The organism is Acinetobacter sp. CAU_H_56 (assembly GCF_058599425.1).
This window is the reverse complement of sequence record NZ_CM178654.1, coordinates 2395215-2410966: the sequence shown is the minus strand read 5'-3', so window position 1 is coordinate 2410966 and position 15752 is coordinate 2395215. Positions and strand designations below refer to the sequence as shown.

Annotated in this window: 18 protein-coding genes; 11 read left to right on the top strand and 7 right to left on the bottom strand. The window is 44.2% G+C overall.

Annotated elements, in window-relative coordinates; genetic code table 11:
* The first annotated feature begins 11 nt into the window (after positions 1-11).
* From AC4MCC_RS11420 to AC4MCC_RS11405, 4 genes are read left to right on the top strand one after another with little or no spacing between them, the layout of a single operon-like run.
* Positions 12-2015, top strand: a complete 2004-nt coding sequence (locus tag AC4MCC_RS11420; protein WP_491885311.1) for a M3 family metallopeptidase — start codon at positions 12-14, stop codon at positions 2013-2015.
* Positions 2016-2032: 17 nt separating this feature from the next.
* The gene (locus AC4MCC_RS11415) at positions 2033-2971 is read left to right on the top strand and encodes an ABC transporter permease (protein ID WP_004783323.1); all 939 of its coding nucleotides are present in this window, start codon (positions 2033-2035) and stop codon (positions 2969-2971) included.
* Between the two features lie 7 nt (positions 2972-2978).
* Entirely contained in the window at positions 2979-4127 is a 1149-nt protein-coding gene (locus AC4MCC_RS11410) for an ABC transporter permease (RefSeq protein WP_491885310.1), read from the top strand.
* Between the two features lie 10 nt (positions 4128-4137).
* Positions 4138-5865 carry an ABC transporter ATP-binding protein gene (locus AC4MCC_RS11405; RefSeq protein WP_004783320.1) on the top strand — a complete coding sequence of 576 codons (1728 nt, stop codon included), beginning with the start codon at positions 4138-4140 and terminating at the stop codon, positions 5863-5865.
* Positions 5866-6064: 199 nt separating this feature from the next.
* Here AC4MCC_RS11405 and rluB read toward each other — a convergent pair whose 3' ends face one another.
* Genes rluB through AC4MCC_RS11390 form a run of 3 tightly spaced genes read right to left on the bottom strand, consistent with a single transcriptional unit; the run spans position 6065 to position 8532 of the window.
* Complete coding sequence (rluB, locus tag AC4MCC_RS11400) at positions 6065-7108, bottom strand: 23S rRNA pseudouridine(2605) synthase RluB (RefSeq protein ID WP_419374995.1); 1044 nt, start codon at positions 7106-7108, stop codon at positions 6065-6067.
* 42 nt (positions 7109-7150) lie between these two features.
* Positions 7151-7741 carry an SMC-Scp complex subunit ScpB gene (gene scpB, locus AC4MCC_RS11395; RefSeq protein ID WP_419365634.1) on the bottom strand — a complete coding sequence of 197 codons (591 nt, stop codon included), beginning with the start codon at positions 7739-7741 and terminating at the stop codon, positions 7151-7153.
* On the bottom strand, positions 7738-8532 hold the full coding sequence (locus AC4MCC_RS11390) for a segregation and condensation protein A (protein WP_491885309.1): 795 nt from the start codon (positions 8530-8532) through the stop codon (positions 7738-7740). Before AC4MCC_RS11390 ends, scpB begins: the two co-directional genes overlap by 4 nt.
* A 450-nt stretch (positions 8533-8982) precedes the next feature.
* On the opposite strand from AC4MCC_RS11390, the gene AC4MCC_RS11385 reads away from it, so the two are divergent.
* The gene (locus tag AC4MCC_RS11385; RefSeq protein ID WP_491885308.1) at positions 8983-9546 is read left to right on the top strand and encodes a hypothetical protein; all 564 of its coding nucleotides are present in this window, start codon (positions 8983-8985) and stop codon (positions 9544-9546) included.
* A gap of 26 nt (positions 9547-9572) precedes the next feature.
* On the opposite strand, the gene AC4MCC_RS11380 is transcribed toward AC4MCC_RS11385, so the two are convergent.
* The 3 genes from AC4MCC_RS11380 to AC4MCC_RS11370 form a co-directional block, all read right to left on the bottom strand.
* A complete protein-coding gene (locus AC4MCC_RS11380) occupies positions 9573-9845 on the bottom strand; it encodes a hypothetical protein (protein ID WP_491885307.1) in 273 nt (90 codons plus the stop codon).
* Positions 9846-9883: 38 nt separating this feature from the next.
* Positions 9884-10501: an L-threonylcarbamoyladenylate synthase gene (locus tag AC4MCC_RS11375; protein ID WP_491876126.1), complete on the bottom strand. Its 618-nt coding sequence runs from the start codon at positions 10499-10501 to the stop codon at positions 9884-9886.
* A gap of 84 nt (positions 10502-10585) precedes the next feature.
* Positions 10586-11248, bottom strand: coding sequence for an elongation factor P hydroxylase (locus tag AC4MCC_RS11370; protein WP_180047969.1), 663 nt, complete (start codon positions 11246-11248; stop codon positions 10586-10588).
* A gap of 99 nt (positions 11249-11347) precedes the next feature.
* Here AC4MCC_RS11370 and AC4MCC_RS11365 point away from each other — a divergent pair, with 99 nt between their 5' ends.
* From AC4MCC_RS11365 to lysM, 6 genes are all read left to right on the top strand, one after another.
* On the top strand, positions 11348-11905 hold the full coding sequence (locus AC4MCC_RS11365) for a YceD family protein (RefSeq protein WP_180070283.1): 558 nt from the start codon (positions 11348-11350) through the stop codon (positions 11903-11905).
* A gap of 77 nt (positions 11906-11982) precedes the next feature.
* A complete protein-coding gene (gene rpmF / locus AC4MCC_RS11360) occupies positions 11983-12165 on the top strand; it encodes a 50S ribosomal protein L32 (protein ID WP_004783304.1) in 183 nt (60 codons plus the stop codon).
* 246 nt (positions 12166-12411) lie between these two features.
* Complete coding sequence (gene fabD, locus AC4MCC_RS11355) at positions 12412-13398, top strand: ACP S-malonyltransferase (RefSeq protein WP_175966821.1); 987 nt, start codon at positions 12412-12414, stop codon at positions 13396-13398.
* Positions 13395-14129: a 3-oxoacyl-ACP reductase FabG gene (fabG, locus tag AC4MCC_RS11350; RefSeq protein WP_004783301.1), complete on the top strand. Its 735-nt coding sequence runs from the start codon at positions 13395-13397 to the stop codon at positions 14127-14129. The genes fabD and fabG overlap by 4 nt, the downstream gene beginning before the upstream one ends.
* A gap of 86 nt (positions 14130-14215) precedes the next feature.
* The gene (gene acpP / locus AC4MCC_RS11345; RefSeq protein WP_004783299.1) at positions 14216-14452 is read left to right on the top strand and encodes an acyl carrier protein; all 237 of its coding nucleotides are present in this window, start codon (positions 14216-14218) and stop codon (positions 14450-14452) included.
* Between the two features lie 182 nt (positions 14453-14634).
* Positions 14635-15144, top strand: a complete 510-nt coding sequence (lysM, locus tag AC4MCC_RS11340) for a peptidoglycan-binding protein LysM (RefSeq protein ID WP_419374999.1) — start codon at positions 14635-14637, stop codon at positions 15142-15144.
* A 124-nt stretch (positions 15145-15268) separates the two neighbouring features.
* On the opposite strand, the gene AC4MCC_RS11335 is transcribed toward lysM, so the two are convergent.
* Complete coding sequence (locus AC4MCC_RS11335; RefSeq protein WP_004783295.1) at positions 15269-15736, bottom strand: Lrp/AsnC ligand binding domain-containing protein; 468 nt, start codon at positions 15734-15736, stop codon at positions 15269-15271.
* Positions 15737-15752: the final 16 nt, after the last annotated feature.

Below are 15752 nucleotides of genomic sequence, written 5' to 3'. Positions count from 1 at the left end.
TGGAGATGATGATGACATTAAAACACTTGAAATTTACCACACTCTGTCTGGCGATGATCGGGGGATCTCAAACCGTCATGGCAGAGACCCAAACCCAGCTTTTGCCTTTATTCAAGGCTGCAGAAATTCCGGCATTGTGCGATGCCAATCTGGATAAAATGCAAAAAGATATCCAGAAATTTGAAAGCCAGAAAATCAAAAACAAGGCTGAAGCCCGTCCTTATCTGGCAGCTTGGGATACATTGCAGGCATCGATCGGTGATTTTGTTTCGCCAATCGGTTTATATAGTAATGTCGATCCTGATCCAGCCTTGCGTCAGGCGGCAGATGACTGTGAACTGAAAATCAGTAAATACCTGACTTCCATGTATCAGAGTCCAAAACTGTATGCCCAGTTCAAGAAGCTGAAAGCCACAGATCCGGTCGATGAAAAATTCCTGAAAGATATTCTGAATCAGTTTGAAAAAACCGGGGTACAACTCAGCGCAGAGAAGCAGAAGCGTCTGAAGGAAATTATTGAAGAAAGTACCAAACTGGGGCAGGACTATTCCAAGAATGTACGTGATAATCCTGAAAAAGTTGAATTCACTGCTGCGGAACTGAAAGGTTTACCTGCGAGCTATATCGCCGGTCTAAAGAAAAATGAAAAGGGCAATTATCTGCTCGGCTTTGACTATCCGGAATATCAGCCATTTATGGAGCTGGCAGAGAGTGATGAAGCACGTAAACGCTATCAGACTGCCTATACCCGTCGTGGTACCGAGAAAAATCTCGAATACATGAAAAAGGCCATTGATCTGCGTTATGAACTGGCTCAGCTATTCGATAAAGACAGCTATGCGTATGTTGCCTTAAAAGATCGTATGGCCAAAACCCCAGAAGCAGTCAATAGTTTTCTGGATGAGGTTTATGCCAAAGTTGCACCATTAGAAAAGCAGGATGTTGAAGAATTACGTCAGTTCAAGGCAGAAACCTTAAAAATTCCTCTGGAAAAATCAGAAATTGAGCGTTGGAGCCAAGGCTACTGGAGTGAAAAACTGCGTCAGGCCAAATACAAAGTGGATCAGGAAAAACTGCGTGATTATTTCCCGACTGAAGCGGCTCAAAAATGGTTATTTGCCGTGTCCTCCGATTTATATGGGATTGAATTCAAGCCGGTAAAAGTCAAAGCCTGGCACGATGAAGTCGAATATTATGCCGTGCATGACAAAGCCACCGGTGAGTTTATGGGCGGACTTTATGTCGATAAATACCCACGTGAAGGCAAATATGGCCATGCTGCAGTCTGGGGTGTTTATGGTGGCAGCCGTTTAAATCATCGCCGTCCGGTCTCTGTTTTGGTGACTAACTTCAACCGTAAAGGTCTGAACAGTAATGAACTGGAAACTTTTGTACATGAAATGGGTCATGCGCTGCACGGAATTTTATCGAAAACCCGTTATACCGAGCAGTCAGGCACATCGGTAGAGCGTGACTTTGTTGAAGCACCTTCACAAATGTATGAAGAGTGGGCGCGCCGTTTCGAGACTTTATCTAAAGTAGCAGATTACTGTGAACCTGCTTGTCCGCGTGTCGATGAAGCCATGACCGAGCGCTTAAAGAACGTGAAGAATTATGGTCGCGGCCTGCATTATGCCCGTCAGACCCTATATGCTCAGTACGACATGGCCCTGCACGGTAAAGATGCGAAAAGTATTGATCCATTAAAACTCTGGCAGGATATGGAAAGTAAAACTGCGTTGGGTTCTGTTCCAGGTCAGCAATTCCCGGGTCAGTTCGGACATTTGATGGGTGGCTATCAGGCGGGTTATTACAGCTATATGTGGTCTGAAGTGCTGGCACTCGATATGTTGTCTGCTTATGGTGATCATCTGATGGATCCGAAAGTCGGCATGCATTATCGTGAGACTGTACTGGCACAAGGCGGACAAAAACCGGGCGATCAGATGGTTAAAGATTTTCTGGGCCGCGAACCGGACAGCAAAGCTTTCTTTAATGAAATTTCAGGACATTAAGTCAAGGAAGGAAAGCGATGCTGGCATATATTATTCGAAGGATTTGGCAAATGATCCCCACCATGCTGGGGGTGATTCTGCTGATATTCCTGTTATTTAACTGGGTCGGGGGAGATCCGGCCTATATCCTGGCCGGTAAAATGGCCAATGCTGAGCAGATTGAAAACATCCGTCAGCAGCTCGGGGTCGATCAGCCCTATTACGTACAACTGTGGATTTTTATCCAGCAGATTTTGACCTTTGATTATGGCGTGAGCTGGAGTACCGGAGAATCGGTATCACAGATTATTACTACCCGCTTGGGGCCGTCACTGACCATTCTGATTCCACTGACTATCCTGCAAACGATTGTTTCAATCATTCTGGCGCTCGGGGTAGCTTCAGTGCGCGGTTCGCTGACTGACCGCATGATCATGATGTTGTGTACTATCGGTATGTCGATCAGTATTCTGGTCTATATCATCGTATTCCAGTACGTCTTGGCTTATGAACTGAGCTGGTTCCCGGTACAGGGCTGGAGCGATAACTTTACTGAAAATTTATTCAAATATGCACTATTGCCAGTATTAATCATGCTGGTGGTGAGTATTGCACCGACTTTACGTCTCTACCGTAGTTTTGTCTTGGATGAAGTCAATCAGGATTATGTCCGTACCGCACGTGCCAAAGGTCTGGGCGAAAGCCGCATTCTGGGAGTGCATGTACTGCGCAATGCTTCGATTCCAATCATTACTGATGTCATGGCGGGACTTCCGGCTTTACTGATCGGTGCTTTCCTGATTGAACGTTTCTTTGGTATTCCCGGCATTGGCCGTGAAGTGATTATCGCAGTTGAGCGTTCTGACTTTCCGGTAATTAAAGCGATTACGGTCTATGTTGCGGCTGCGACCATGTTATTTAACCTGATTGCCGATCTGATCTATAAATGGGTCGATCCACGTGTACAGTTGAAGTAGGTGAATTATGCTGAGTGCGATATTTAAAAAAGAGCAACATGCTTCAGCAGTGCATGAGTCTGCTTCAACCGGATTATGGCAGCTGGCGTTGCGTCGTCTGAAACGTGACCGTATTGCGATGTTCTCCCTATTTGTGGTGCTGTTTTATCTGCTGATGTTGCTGCTTTCCATGACCGGTATAATTGCCAAGGACTGGAATAAGGAAGTAGCGGTGAGTTATGCACCTCCAAGTTTTATCTATACCCCGTCTGTGTCTGGAGCGGCAAGTGAAGATCAAAGTACGGAATCTGCCGTAGTACCAGTTAATCCAGTCGATCCTTTAAAAGATGTGATTGCCGAACTGGAAGCAGAAATTGCCGCCGAACAGGGTGCAGGTGCGATTGATTATTATGGTGTAGTTGATCCGCTGGCTGAAGATATGAAAGCCATTGATCAGGAATTAGGTGGTCAGTTACTGGATCAGAGCAGTGAATTAAAGCAAAGCCTGTTCTTTGGTGCGGATAAATGGGGTCAGGATGTATTACTAAAAACCATTAAAGGTGCAGAAACTTCGATTTTAGTTGGCCTGATTGCTGCGCTGGTTGCGGTGGTGATTGGTACTGTACTGGGTGCGATTGCTGGCTATTTCGGTGGCTGGGTCGATGATGTGCTGAACTGGTTCTATAATATTTTTACTTCGATTCCTTATCTGTTGCTGGTGTTAGCGATTGCAGCAGTACTGCAACAAAAAGGGATTTTATCGATTATCCTGATTTTGGGTCTGACTGGCTGGACCGGGGTGTTCCGTTTGGTTCGTGCTGAATATATGAAGCATACTGCGCGTGAATATGTACTGGCGGCTAAAGCCATTGGGGTAAGCAATATGCGCCGTATCTTCGTGCATATTTTCCCGAATGTCAGCCATATCGCTTTGGTTCAAATGTCCATTCTTGCAGTGGCCTTTATCAAGTCCGAAGTGATTCTGAGCTTCTTAGGCTTTGGCGTACCGATTGGGGTAGTGTCATGGGGTAGTATGCTGAATGAAGCACAAAGCGAGCTGATTTTAGGTAAATGGTGGCAGTTGACTGCGGCATCGGTGGCGATGGCGGTACTGGTGACAGCTTTCTCAATGTTTACTGATGCATTACGTGATGCATTAGATCCAAAACTGAAATAGGAGCGCAGCGATGTCTGAAATGAATCCAAGCACAGCACCCGCGTTACTTCGCGTAGACAACCTACGCGTCAGTTTTAAAGGTGAAAATAAACAGTATGTGGAAACGGTCAAAGGAATTTCATTTGAAATTCCGGCCAATACCACAGTGGCGTTAGTTGGCGAATCCGGAAGTGGTAAATCTGTGACTTCATTAGCAGTGATGGGACTATTAGCACCTGAGAACTCGAAGGTCGCTGAAGACAGTCAGATTCTGTTTGAAGGGCGTGATTTGCTAAAACTCAAGTCGAGTGAAATGCGTCAGATCTGTGGCAAAGAAATTGCCATGATCTTCCAGGAGCCAATGTCTTCATTGAATCCAGTATTTACCGTGGGGATGCAGATTTCGGAAATTCTACGTCTGCATTTGGGTATGAATAAAAAGCAGGCCCGTCAAAGAACACTGGAACTTTTGCAGGAAGTCGGTATTCCTTCTCCAGAAACCAAGATTGATGCTTATCCGAGTCAGTTGTCTGGTGGACAGCAGCAACGGGTCATGATTGCGATGGCAATTGCCTGTGAGCCGAAGCTCTTGATTGCCGATGAGCCAACGACAGCACTAGATGTGACTATCCAGAAACAGATTCTGGACCTGCTTGAATCCCTGCGTCAGCGCCGTCAAATGTCGATGTTATTCATCAGCCATGACTTAGCGGTAGTTGGTGAAATTGCGGATCAGGTCATTGTAATGCGTTATGGCGAGATTCGTGAGCAAGGTTCGGTGACAGAAGTCCTGAACAATCCTCAGGATATTTATACCCAAGCCTTGTTGCATTGCCGTCCACAGCTGTCGCACCGTCCTTTGCGTTTGCCGGTGATTAGCGACTTTATGAAACAGGATAGTCTGGCGCATGACCTGCATGCGAACGCTCCGCCACAAAAGGAACGTTCTCGTGGTCTAAAAGGTAATGAAGAGATTATTCTCGATGTACGTGATCTGAAAAAATCCTTCTATAGCCGTAAAGGCCTATTTGGCAAAGATGAATTTCAGGCCGTGAAAGGGGTGTCTTTTCAGCTGGCTAAAGGCAAAACCTTAGGGCTGGTTGGTGAATCAGGTTCTGGTAAAACCACGATTGGTTTGCTTTTGATGCGTCTACAGCAGGCCACAGGCGGCAAGGCGCTGTTTCAGGGCAAAGATATCTTGTCGATGACGGAAAAAGAGTTTACGGCCTATCAACGTAAAATCCAGATCATTTTCCAGAATCCGTATGCTTCGCTGAATCCGCGTTTTACCGTGGGACAAATCCTGATGGAGCCGATGCAGATTCATCATATCGGTAAAGATGACGCAGAACGTAAACAGATGGCACTCGATTTACTGGAAAGGGTCAGCTTACCGGCTCAGGCCTTCTATCGTTATCCACATGAGTTTTCAGGTGGTCAGCGTCAGCGGATTGCAATTGCACGCTGCCTGACTTTAAAGCCTGAGATTCTGATCTGTGATGAATCGGTGTCCGCACTGGATGTATCGGTACAGGCGCAGGTGCTGAATCTATTGCAGGATTTACAGGATGAATTTGGTCTGAGTTATATCTTTATTTCGCATGATTTGTCAGTGGTGAAATATATTTCTGATCAGATCATGGTGCTAAATCATGGTGATCTGGTGGAAATTGCCAATTCAGATGATCTGTATCAATCTCCACAACACGACTATACCAAGCGTTTGTTAAGTGCGATTCCACAGGGTATTCCGCAGTAACTTGCTAAAGTACGAAGTAAAAAATGTCCACATTGCTGGGCATTTTTTATGACGGGAATTCACTTTCAGGAAATAGGAAGGAGATACTCGCCTTTTATATCGGGTTCTATTGAGAAGACCAGGGATAGATAAAATTGAGTCATTATTATTGTTCTTGCAAAAAAAAGAGCCACCGAAGTGACTCTCTCTTATTCAAAGCTTAGAACTTTTTGAAGCCTTTATTCACGCCATATAAACCGCGTGGTGCATTGCCTTCACGATTTTCGCGGCGACCAAACTGGTTGTCTTCACGGTTTTCACGACGTGCAAACTGGGTGCCATTCTGGTTTTCACGACGACCAAAGCCCTGATCATCGCGACGTTCACGGTTGTTGTATTGTGGCTGCTGCTCATCGGTATCACGGCGTTGCTGACGCAGGTAACCACCACGGCGCGCTGCCATCGGTTTTTCCTGCATACGTTCATTACGACGTTTCGCCATGCCGAATAAGCCGGTACCTTGACGCGGTTTCAGCTCAACTGATTTGGTCAGGTTGTCGATATCCTGTTTATCCAGTTCAATCCAGCGACCTGTACGAAGTTCACGTGGCAGAATCACGGTACCGTAACGGGTACGTAGCAAGCGGCTGACTTTCAGGCCTTGTGATTCAAAGATACGACGAACCTCACGGTTACGACCTTCTTTCACGACAACTTGATACCAACGGTTGATCCCGTCACCACCCAGTTCAGAGAATGATTCAAACTTCGCAGGACCATCATCTAGCACCACGCCTTTCAGCATGTTGTTTTTCAGTTGTGGAGTTACTTCACCCATGACACGAACCGCATATTCACGTTCGATTTCATTGGATGGGTGCATTAAACGATTTGCCAGTTCACCGTCATTTGTGAACAGTAACAGACCGGTCGAGTTAATATCCAGACGGCCGACCATTACCCAGCGATCGCCTTGAATTGATGGCAGGTTGTCAAATACTGTTGGACGCTGTTCAGGATCGTTACGTGAACAGATTTCACCTTCTGGCTTATAGTAAATCAGTACACGACGACGGATTTCGTCTTCAATCTGGAACTGCACTTTACGACCATCGATGCGAAGCTCATCACCTGGTTCGATTCGTTCACCCACTTGGGCAATCTGCCCATTCACACTCACACGACCTGCGGCAATGACTTCTTCCATATAACGGCGAGAACCCAAACCAACACGTGCAAGCACCTTTTGCAACTTTTCACTCATGACAGCATAACCTTAGAAATAATTATTCAACAGTTCACCTATTTATGACTTCGGTGCATTCGCATCGAGCGCCATAAAAGCTTCCTTGGCATCCTGCAGGGGAGGCAATTGGCCTAAAGAATTTAAGCCAAACGCATTTAAAAATTGTGGCGTTGTCACTAACAACGCAGGTCTTCCAGGGAGTTCACGAAAGCCGGATTCTTTAATCCAGTTCCAGTCAAATAGCGTACGCAAAATCTGACTGTTATTCGTGACACCACGAATTTGTTCAATATCAGCTCGGGTCACTGGCTGATGATAAGCAATCACCGCAAGCATCTCCAGTAATGAAGGTGACAGGCGTGTCGGTCGCTCAGGCCAGGTCTGTGCAATAATATTACGATATTTTACACGCACTTGAAAACGGTAACCTTGCACAGTTTCAACCAGTTCAATAGAACGGCCATGCATCAGCATGGAAAGTTGCTGTAAATACTGGCGCAGCTCCTGCTTACTATAGCGATCCTGAAATGCTTCTTTCAGTCGAGCTAAGGAAACCGGGGAATCACTGGCAAAAATAATCGCTTCCAGCTGCATCAGCATTTCATGCAGATTATCTTCCGCAGACAAGGAGATATTATGTTCTGTGTTCATGCGTGTGCTCCTTGAATTGCGAGCGGTGCCTCAATGCCTGAGGCAATAATTTGAATTTTTTGCTGGCGGGTAAGTTCTAGTACGGCCATAAAGGTCACGACTACACCCATGCGTCCCTGACTTGGCTTGAGTAAATGATCAAAAGACAAGACTTCACCGGATTCCAGACAGCTTTCAATATAGGCAATCCGTTCTTCCAGTAATACCGGTTCCTGTTGTACTTGATGAATGACCGGTTCAGGGCGGTTAAAGACACAAAGCAAGGCATCACGCAGCAGATCAGCACTATGACCTTCATTGGGCTGGATAAACTCGCCTAAGTGAACATTGGTCTGAAAGGTATCACGTTCCAGAATTGTCATCTGACCTAGACGTTCTGCAGCCTGCTTGATCCTTAAATAATTTTCCAGACGCTCAATCAGATCCTGTTTCGGATCCTGTTCAACCGCAGCCACGCTTTTCGGTTTAGGCAGCAATAAACGGGATTTGAGATCGGCTAGTAAAGCAGCCATCACCATATAATCCGCAGTCAGCTCAATATTCAGGGATTTCATCGCATCCATATAGGACAGATATTGGGAGGCAATGGGCGCGATATCAACCTGCAACAGGTCAAAACCATTTTTCTGGATCAGGTAGATTAAAAAGTCGAGGGGGCCTTCAAAATGTTCTAACAGAATTTCAAACGCTGCTGGAGGAATATACAGATCCTCTGGAATCGTATTTTGCCATTCATCCAGAACCCGGATGTTTGGAGCAGATTCCATAGCGTTATGGGGCATTTGAGTCATTACAATTATAAGCCACGCGAATTTTCAAAGGCATGAAATGGCTTATTCCTCCGAGCTTTTGTCAGGAGAAAAAGCACATAATTTAGTAGTTGGCATTGTACTGGAAAATTGTCGTTAAATAAAATAGATATGCATTCAAAAGCAAAAAAACCATATTTATTTTAGGAGAAATTTTATTTTTTTAATTGGGTAAAACGCACAAGTCTGATATTAAACAGCATATTAGCTAAAATTAAATGCAATATAGCCTGGGTGGCTTAAGCAACTGTAACTTCATATAGAAAATTTTTAAAAGATTTTCAGCACCTATTAAATAGTGAATGTGTGAAAGCTCATCAGGAAATATGTGATAAAAATAAGAAAAAACAGTTATCTATCGCCTAAAAAATAAACTAATGTAGCCAAAAAAATATTGATAAATAACAATCATAGATCAGGTTAATTATAAAAATGCCAATCATACTTGTGTTAATCGGCGTCATCGGCTTAGGGGGATTCTGGGGCTATCCTCAATATCAGCTTATGCAGCTTGAAAATGAAATGCGTACCAATCTGAAGTCTGGCGGCTTTTCCAGCTTTGTTGAGCAGGCCAAACCAATGATGCAGGCCATGAAACTGGATTTTAGCGTACTGGATCAGTATCCCCATATTCGTTTCTATATGCGTAATACGCTTTATACGGGCAAAGATTTACCCGACGGTGTTACTGCAATGGTCAAAACCATGAGCTGTAATTCTATTGATTCTTTTAGGACTATGGAATCCACAGCCCGGACTGCGTTATTGAATGTGCTTGAAGAGGATCAAATCACTTTTCATGTTTCAGTCAAAAACAGGTTTGGTGCTGAACTGGCAACTCATCAGCAAAAACTGTCGGAATGTCCAAACTTCTTGCAGTTAAAATATTATAAAGAAGGTGATCCGTTACCCCCAATGCCAAGTTTGAATAATCAGGTTCCTTCGGTTGCACCAGCGGTCAGTACATCTACTCAGGATCGTGCAGCGAGCTATTAAATCTTGGCATGCGTGATAAGGTTATTTTAATTCTGCTCTCGCAATACATATTCGATGATACGTTGGCAGGTATCTGCCAGACAAACATTGTTCGTTGAATAAACTTGTAAAAGCTTTCTTGCCATCGCGATCTCAAGAAAGTATGCGTATTCAATATTGTTGATATTCAGATTTAATTCTGGCTTGGAATTTTTATCGATAGATGTTGCCTTGGATTCCAGTGTCCAAGGCAGTTCAGCGTAGATCAGATAATTGGCAGGAAATTCATTCAGGTTCAGGAGGATATAAAACAAATCCATTTTATTTTCTTCTGAGACTTCATTAGAAGCAGCTTTATTTATTCAAAAGCACTCACATCACCGACACCACGACGGATCACTTCAGGCTGATCTCCTGATAAATCCACAATAGAAGTCGTACTTAATGTGCCCAGACCACTGTCGATAAACACATCAATACGCTTACCGAGTTGCATCTCAATGTCATAAGGATCATCTAAAGGATCCGTCTGGTCTGGTAGGATGAGTGTTGAAGTTAGCAGCGGTTCACCGAGTTCTTTCAGCAGCATCTGACATACAGGATTGGTCGGGATACGTAAACCAATAGTTTTTTTCTTCGGATGCATTAAACGTTTAGGCACTTCGCTGGTTGCCGGAAGAATAAACGTGGTCACAGCAGGTGTATTATTTTTCAGCAAACGATAGACAGCATTGTCGACTTTGGCATAAGTCGCAAGATCGGATAAGTCACAGCAGATAATGGCATATTGGTGCTTTGGGCCTAGACCACGAATCTGCGCGATTCGCTCCATCGCATGTTTATTCCCAATCTGGCAGCCAATCGCATAGGCTGCATCGGTCGGATAAACTATAACATCACCGGCACGAATACGTTCTACCGCCTGACTGATCAGACGAGCTTGCGGATTATCCGGGTGTACACGTAAATGCAGCATAAATATTCCTCCCAACCTGCCTTAAACTTATTATGAAATGCCTTTGTATAAAGTAACAATAACAAACAGGTAGATTTGTGTAATTTAATCAAGCATTTCACGTTGAAATTCATCAGATTGTAAACTTTTGCCCGCACGGATGCAGACACAGATACAATCAATGAAGCGTTTGGCATCACGTGGCAGTTTGGCTTCACCACTAAAATAGCGTTGCACCTGGGTATAGACATTATCTTTAAAGCTGGAACCATCGCCACCATCACCGGTTAAATTATCCAGAGACACACGGAACTTACGGCCAAATGCTTTGGAGAACATCCATTCAATCGCTTGTGGCTTGATTTCGACCTGCTCAAATAATGCCTGCTGTTCCTTGGTGCGGCCATCTGGCGCATACCAGTAGCCCAGATCTGGCAGCAGACGGCGCTTGTCACCGGCAATAGTCCAGTGACTGATTTCATGCAGAGCACTATTAAAGAAGCCATGCGCAAACTGGATCCGGGCAGGGCTATCTTTTGTTGCCGGGAAATACTCCGGTTCAAAATCACCACGGACTAAAGTGACATTTAGGTGGGAAAACCAGTGATTAAAGTGTAAGATGAGCCAATCAACCTGTTCCGCTTCTGAGGATAAATTCGCCCACGGTAAGCGTTGCACTTGCTGTAGTGAGCTGTCAGAATCGGAGGTTGAAAGTGTGCTAACGAGTGATGAAACATTCACTTCTGTTTGCGGCTGCAACAGATGCATGACTGAAATTACCCAATTGGTCTGTCTAAAAATAAGTACAAAATTGTATCTTAATCTTTGACAGAGTTCTGATGAATTTGTAGAATTGCCGCCTTAATTATGTCAGCAAATACCTTTCCGGCACAGATTGAGCCGTTTAAATGGGCTGAACAGGGCTTTGTATGGTCAGGAAACCTGCCATTATCTCGCTTTGTTCGTATTGCTCGTGAAGCTGTTGGATCAATTGATGATCAATTGATTAACATAGACTGTAAGCTATCAATGGATGCCTATCATCGCATTGCATGGTTGGATGGTCATGTTGAAACGAAAGTTCCAATGGAATGCCAGCGTTGTCTGGAGACTGTTGAAATCGAACTCGTTTCAGATTTTCATCTAGCTCTTGTGGATGATGAGTCACTGATAGAGCGCTTGGATGAGGATGCTGATTTCATCGTCTTAGGTGAAAGTGAAGCAACGACGAAAGGTTCATATGATGCACCTGCCACCGCTGACTTGCTCGCACTGATAGAAGATGAATTGTTATTGTTGATGCCGCTGTCTCCTAAGCATGATGTTTGTGAGCATAAGCATCAACCTGCCGCAGAAGAAGTTGTTGAAGAAAAACGGGATAATCCGTTTGAAGTTTTGGCAGCTTTGAAGGGTAAACTTAACTAATTTTTGTGTTATACTCATGCGTATAAGACAATCGAATTTGTTCTGATCCATTTTTTCGATATTTGTAAGGAGCCATCATGGCCGTTCAGCAAAACCGTAAAAGTCGCTCTCGCCGTGACATGCGCCGTTCACATGACGCTTTAACTGAGAATGCATTAACTGTAGACCAAACTACTGGTGAAACTCATCGTCGTCACCACGTATCTAAAGATGGTATCTACCGTGGTCGTCAATTATTCGCTAAAGCATCTGCTGAATAATTGATGATGTATTAAGCGTTAAAGCTTAGTAGAAAAAATGGGAGCGTTAAGCTCCCTTTTTTTATGCTTGATTTTATACATAGGTTTTGCGGTCATCATGTGAAGTCGCGGTTTTTGTTGTATTTGGCAATTACCCAAGCCAAAATTACGTGTTAAATTGCGCTCCACAATGGGTAAGGTGATCTGATCGGCCAACTTTTAGGTCTAAGAAAAGATTCGCACCTCTTGAATGAAAGGATTTTATTTATGTCTGCTAAACAACTCGAACAAGCAGCTCAAGCAACTAAAACTGCATTTGTGTTCCCAGGTCAGGGTTCACAAAAAGTCGGCATGCTCGCTGAACTTGCAGAACAGTTTAGTGGTATCCGCGATACATTTGCTGAAGCATCTGAAGCGGTGGGTTTTGATCTGTGGCAGATTGCACAGACGGGTGAAGGTCTGGATCAAACCGAATTTACTCAACCGGTACTATTAACAGCATCAATCGCTTTATGGCGTGTATGGTTAGAGCTGGGTGGAGTAGCACCAAAATATATGGCGGGCCATTCACTCGGTGAATACAGCGCGTTAGTTGCAGCGGGTGCTTTAAGTCTGGGTGATGCAGTCAAGCTGGTGAACCTGCGTGGTAAGTTGATGCAAACTGCTGTACCTCAAGGCGTAGGTGCAATGGCAGCGATTCTGGGTCTGGATGATGCCAAAGTGATCGAGCTTTGTGCACAAGCAACAGCAGCAGGCGAAGGTTCAGTTGAAGCAGCCAACTATAATGCTCAGGGGCAAGTCGTAGTTGCTGGTAATAAAGAACGTGTAGAAGCCGTGATGGCACTGGCCAAAGAAAATGGCGGTAAAGCGATTGCACTACCAGTTTCAGTTCCTTCACATTGTTCACTGATGAAACCTGCCGCTGAGCAGTTCGCAACAGCTTTGGAACAAACTGCCATTGAGATGCCACGCATACCTGTATTACAAAATGTAGGCGCAAAAGCAGCTGCGGACGTGACTGAACTTCGTCAGGCTTTGACTGAGCAGCTGTATGAGTCAGTGCAATGGACTAAAACACTACAATTCCTTCAAGATGAAGGCGTTGAGTACATTGTAGAATGTGGCCCAGGTAATGTACTGGCCAATATGGCAAAACGTTTACCGAATATCGAAAAAGCACTTCCATTAGATACTCAATCTCGTCTGGAAGATGCGTTGAACACCGTATTGGTGGCAGAAGGGAAAATTGCATGACACAGGAACGTAAAGTTGCCTTGGTGACAGGTGCAAGCCGCGGCATTGGTGCTGCAATTGCACAACAATTAATTCAAGACGGTTATTTTGTCGTAGGTACTGCGACTTCTGAAGCGGGTGCAGAGAAACTTAACGCACAATTTGCTGAAAATGGTGCCGGTAAGGTTTTAGATGTACGTGATGGTGCTGCGATTGATGCACTGGTCAGCGATATTGAGCAAAACTATGGCCCTGTGCTGGTACTGGTGAATAATGCCGGTATTACCAAAGACAACCTGTTATTACGCATGTCGGAAGACGACTGGGATGATATTTTAAACATCCATCTGAAAGCCGTTTATCGTTTATCTAAACGTGTGCTGAAAGGTATGACTAAGGCACGTTTCGGCCGTATCATCAATATCAGTTCTGTGGTGGCGCATTTTGCTAACCCAGGTCAGGCGAACTATTCAGCTGCCAAAGCAGGTATTGAGGCGTTTGGTCGCAGTCTGGCTAAAGAAATGGGTAGTCGTCAGATTACAGTCAATGCTGTTGCACCAGGCTTTATCGCGACTGAAATGACTGAACAGTTAAGTGAAGAAATTCGCAAGAAAATGAGTGATCAAGTGGCTTTAAACCGTTTAGGTGACCCACAAGATATCGCGAATGCCGTAAGTTTCCTGGCATCGGACAAAGCCAGTTACATTACAGGTACAGTCATTCACGTTAATGGTGGTTTATACATGAGCTAAACGGCACATGTATTAACTTTCCAAATTTTATAGATTCAATTAAACTAACGGCATTAAAAACGCCACAAGCAATGAGGAGAATTCCTGTGAGCGATATCGAACAACGCGTTAAACAAGCGGTTGCAGAACAACTTGGTATCAAAGTCGAAGAGATTAAAAACGAAGCATCTTTCATGGATGACTTAGGTGCTGACTCTCTAGACCTAGTTGAACTTGTTATGTCTTTCGAAAATGACTTCGACATCACTATTCCTGATGAAGATTCTAACGAAATCACAACTGTTCAATCTGCTATTGACTATGTTACTAAAAAACTTGGTTAATGCTGATTTTCAGCTTTGCTGAACCTAAAGACCACCGCAAGGTGGTTTTTTTGTGCCTATAGAATAGATATAGGGTGATTTTACAATCGATAACCTTTTGCTTACCAATGACTAACTTTGTATCTGCTGCTTTCCTTGTACAAATAAGAATGATCTGATGAATAACAAGAATGGAGTCCACTATGGGTCTTTTTGATTTTGTAAAAGGCATTGGTAAAAAGAACACTGCAGCTGCGGAGCCACAACAAACACCGGCAGCAACTCAGCAAGCGCCTGCCGCTGCATCTAAAGCAGCATCGGCTGAACCTTCTGCACAGGAAATAGCGAACAAATTATTAGGCCATGTTAAAAGCCTAGGACTGCCAATTACAGGATTGTCGATCAGCTATAACTCAACCTCAGATCTGGCAACCGTACGCGGACAGGTACAAAGTCAGGCGGATCGTGAAAAGATTATTTTAGCAGTAGGAAATGTTGATCATGTCGCTAAAGTGGATGACCAGCTGACTGTGGCGAATCCGGAACCTGAAAGTAAGTTCTATACGGTTAAATCGGGTGATACCTTATCTAAAATTTCGAAAGAGTTTTATGGTGATGCCAATCAGTACAATAAGATTTTCGAGGCAAATCGCCCTTTACTGAAAAATGCCGATGATATTTTCCCGGGGCAAGTACTACGTATTCCTGCCTAGTCTTAGATAATCATCCATATAAATAATAAAATTTTACTTTAAACTTATCTAATTCAGATAAACGGTTCACAACAAAGCCCCTTATGGGGTTTTGTTGTGTCTACAACTTGAACCCTTGTCAGAATTAGATTCCTACATCCAGATATGAACTTTCCTTTACTTCTTCCATCACTACATAACTATGTGAGGAAGCAGAAGAGGGGAGCTTTTTTAATAAATCCCCAAGCAGACGCCGGTAAGCACTCATTTCCTTTAGGCGGGCTTTCACCAGATAATCAAAATCTCCCGAGATGAGATGACATTCCAGCACTTCAGGAATTTCGCTTAAGTCACGCGCGACCTGTTCAAATACATCACCGGATTTGGCAGAAAGTTTGATTTCCAGAAACACTAACAGGTTCTTTTCCAGCTTTTCCGGATTGAGTCGGGCATGATAACCCATGATGATTCCATCGCGTTCTAGCCGCTTGACCCGCTCGGAACAAGGTGTGGTAGAGAGGTTGACCCGGGAAGCGAGTTCACTGATTGCAATGCGTCCATCGCGCTGCAGGATATCTAAAATCATGCGATCAATGCGGTCTAATTTGCGCATCTATTATTCCCTTAAT

Excerpts from the sequence above, each read along its gene's own strand:
- AC4MCC_RS11420 (WP_491885311.1), top strand. The coding sequence starts at position 12 with ATGACATTAAAACACTTGAAATTTACCACACTCTGTCTGGCGATGATC.
- AC4MCC_RS11415 (WP_004783323.1), top strand. The coding sequence starts at position 2,033 with ATGCTGGCATATATTATTCGAAGGATTTGGCAAATGATCCCCACCATG.
- AC4MCC_RS11410 (WP_491885310.1), top strand. The coding sequence starts at position 2,979 with ATGCTGAGTGCGATATTTAAAAAAGAGCAACATGCTTCAGCAGTGCAT.
- AC4MCC_RS11405 (WP_004783320.1), top strand. The coding sequence starts at position 4,138 with ATGTCTGAAATGAATCCAAGCACAGCACCCGCGTTACTTCGCGTAGAC.
- rluB (WP_419374995.1), bottom strand. The coding sequence starts at position 7,108 with ATGAGTGAAAAGTTGCAAAAGGTGCTTGCACGTGTTGGTTTGGGTTCT.
- scpB (WP_419365634.1), bottom strand. The coding sequence starts at position 7,741 with ATGAACACAGAACATAATATCTCCTTGTCTGCGGAAGATAATCTGCAT.
- AC4MCC_RS11390 (WP_491885309.1), bottom strand. The coding sequence starts at position 8,532 with ATGACTCAAATGCCCCATAACGCTATGGAATCTGCTCCAAACATCCGG.
- AC4MCC_RS11385 (WP_491885308.1), top strand. The coding sequence starts at position 8,983 with ATGCCAATCATACTTGTGTTAATCGGCGTCATCGGCTTAGGGGGATTC.
- AC4MCC_RS11380 (WP_491885307.1), bottom strand. The coding sequence starts at position 9,845 with ATGGATTTGTTTTATATCCTCCTGAACCTGAATGAATTTCCTGCCAAT.
- AC4MCC_RS11375 (WP_491876126.1), bottom strand. The coding sequence starts at position 10,501 with ATGCTGCATTTACGTGTACACCCGGATAATCCGCAAGCTCGTCTGATC.
- AC4MCC_RS11370 (WP_180047969.1), bottom strand. The coding sequence starts at position 11,248 with ATGCATCTGTTGCAGCCGCAAACAGAAGTGAATGTTTCATCACTCGTT.
- AC4MCC_RS11365 (WP_180070283.1), top strand. The coding sequence starts at position 11,348 with ATGTCAGCAAATACCTTTCCGGCACAGATTGAGCCGTTTAAATGGGCT.
- rpmF (WP_004783304.1), top strand. The coding sequence starts at position 11,983 with ATGGCCGTTCAGCAAAACCGTAAAAGTCGCTCTCGCCGTGACATGCGC.
- fabD (WP_175966821.1), top strand. The coding sequence starts at position 12,412 with ATGTCTGCTAAACAACTCGAACAAGCAGCTCAAGCAACTAAAACTGCA.
- fabG (WP_004783301.1), top strand. The coding sequence starts at position 13,395 with ATGACACAGGAACGTAAAGTTGCCTTGGTGACAGGTGCAAGCCGCGGC.
- lysM (WP_419374999.1), top strand. The coding sequence starts at position 14,635 with ATGGGTCTTTTTGATTTTGTAAAAGGCATTGGTAAAAAGAACACTGCA.
- AC4MCC_RS11335 (WP_004783295.1), bottom strand. The coding sequence starts at position 15,736 with ATGCGCAAATTAGACCGCATTGATCGCATGATTTTAGATATCCTGCAG.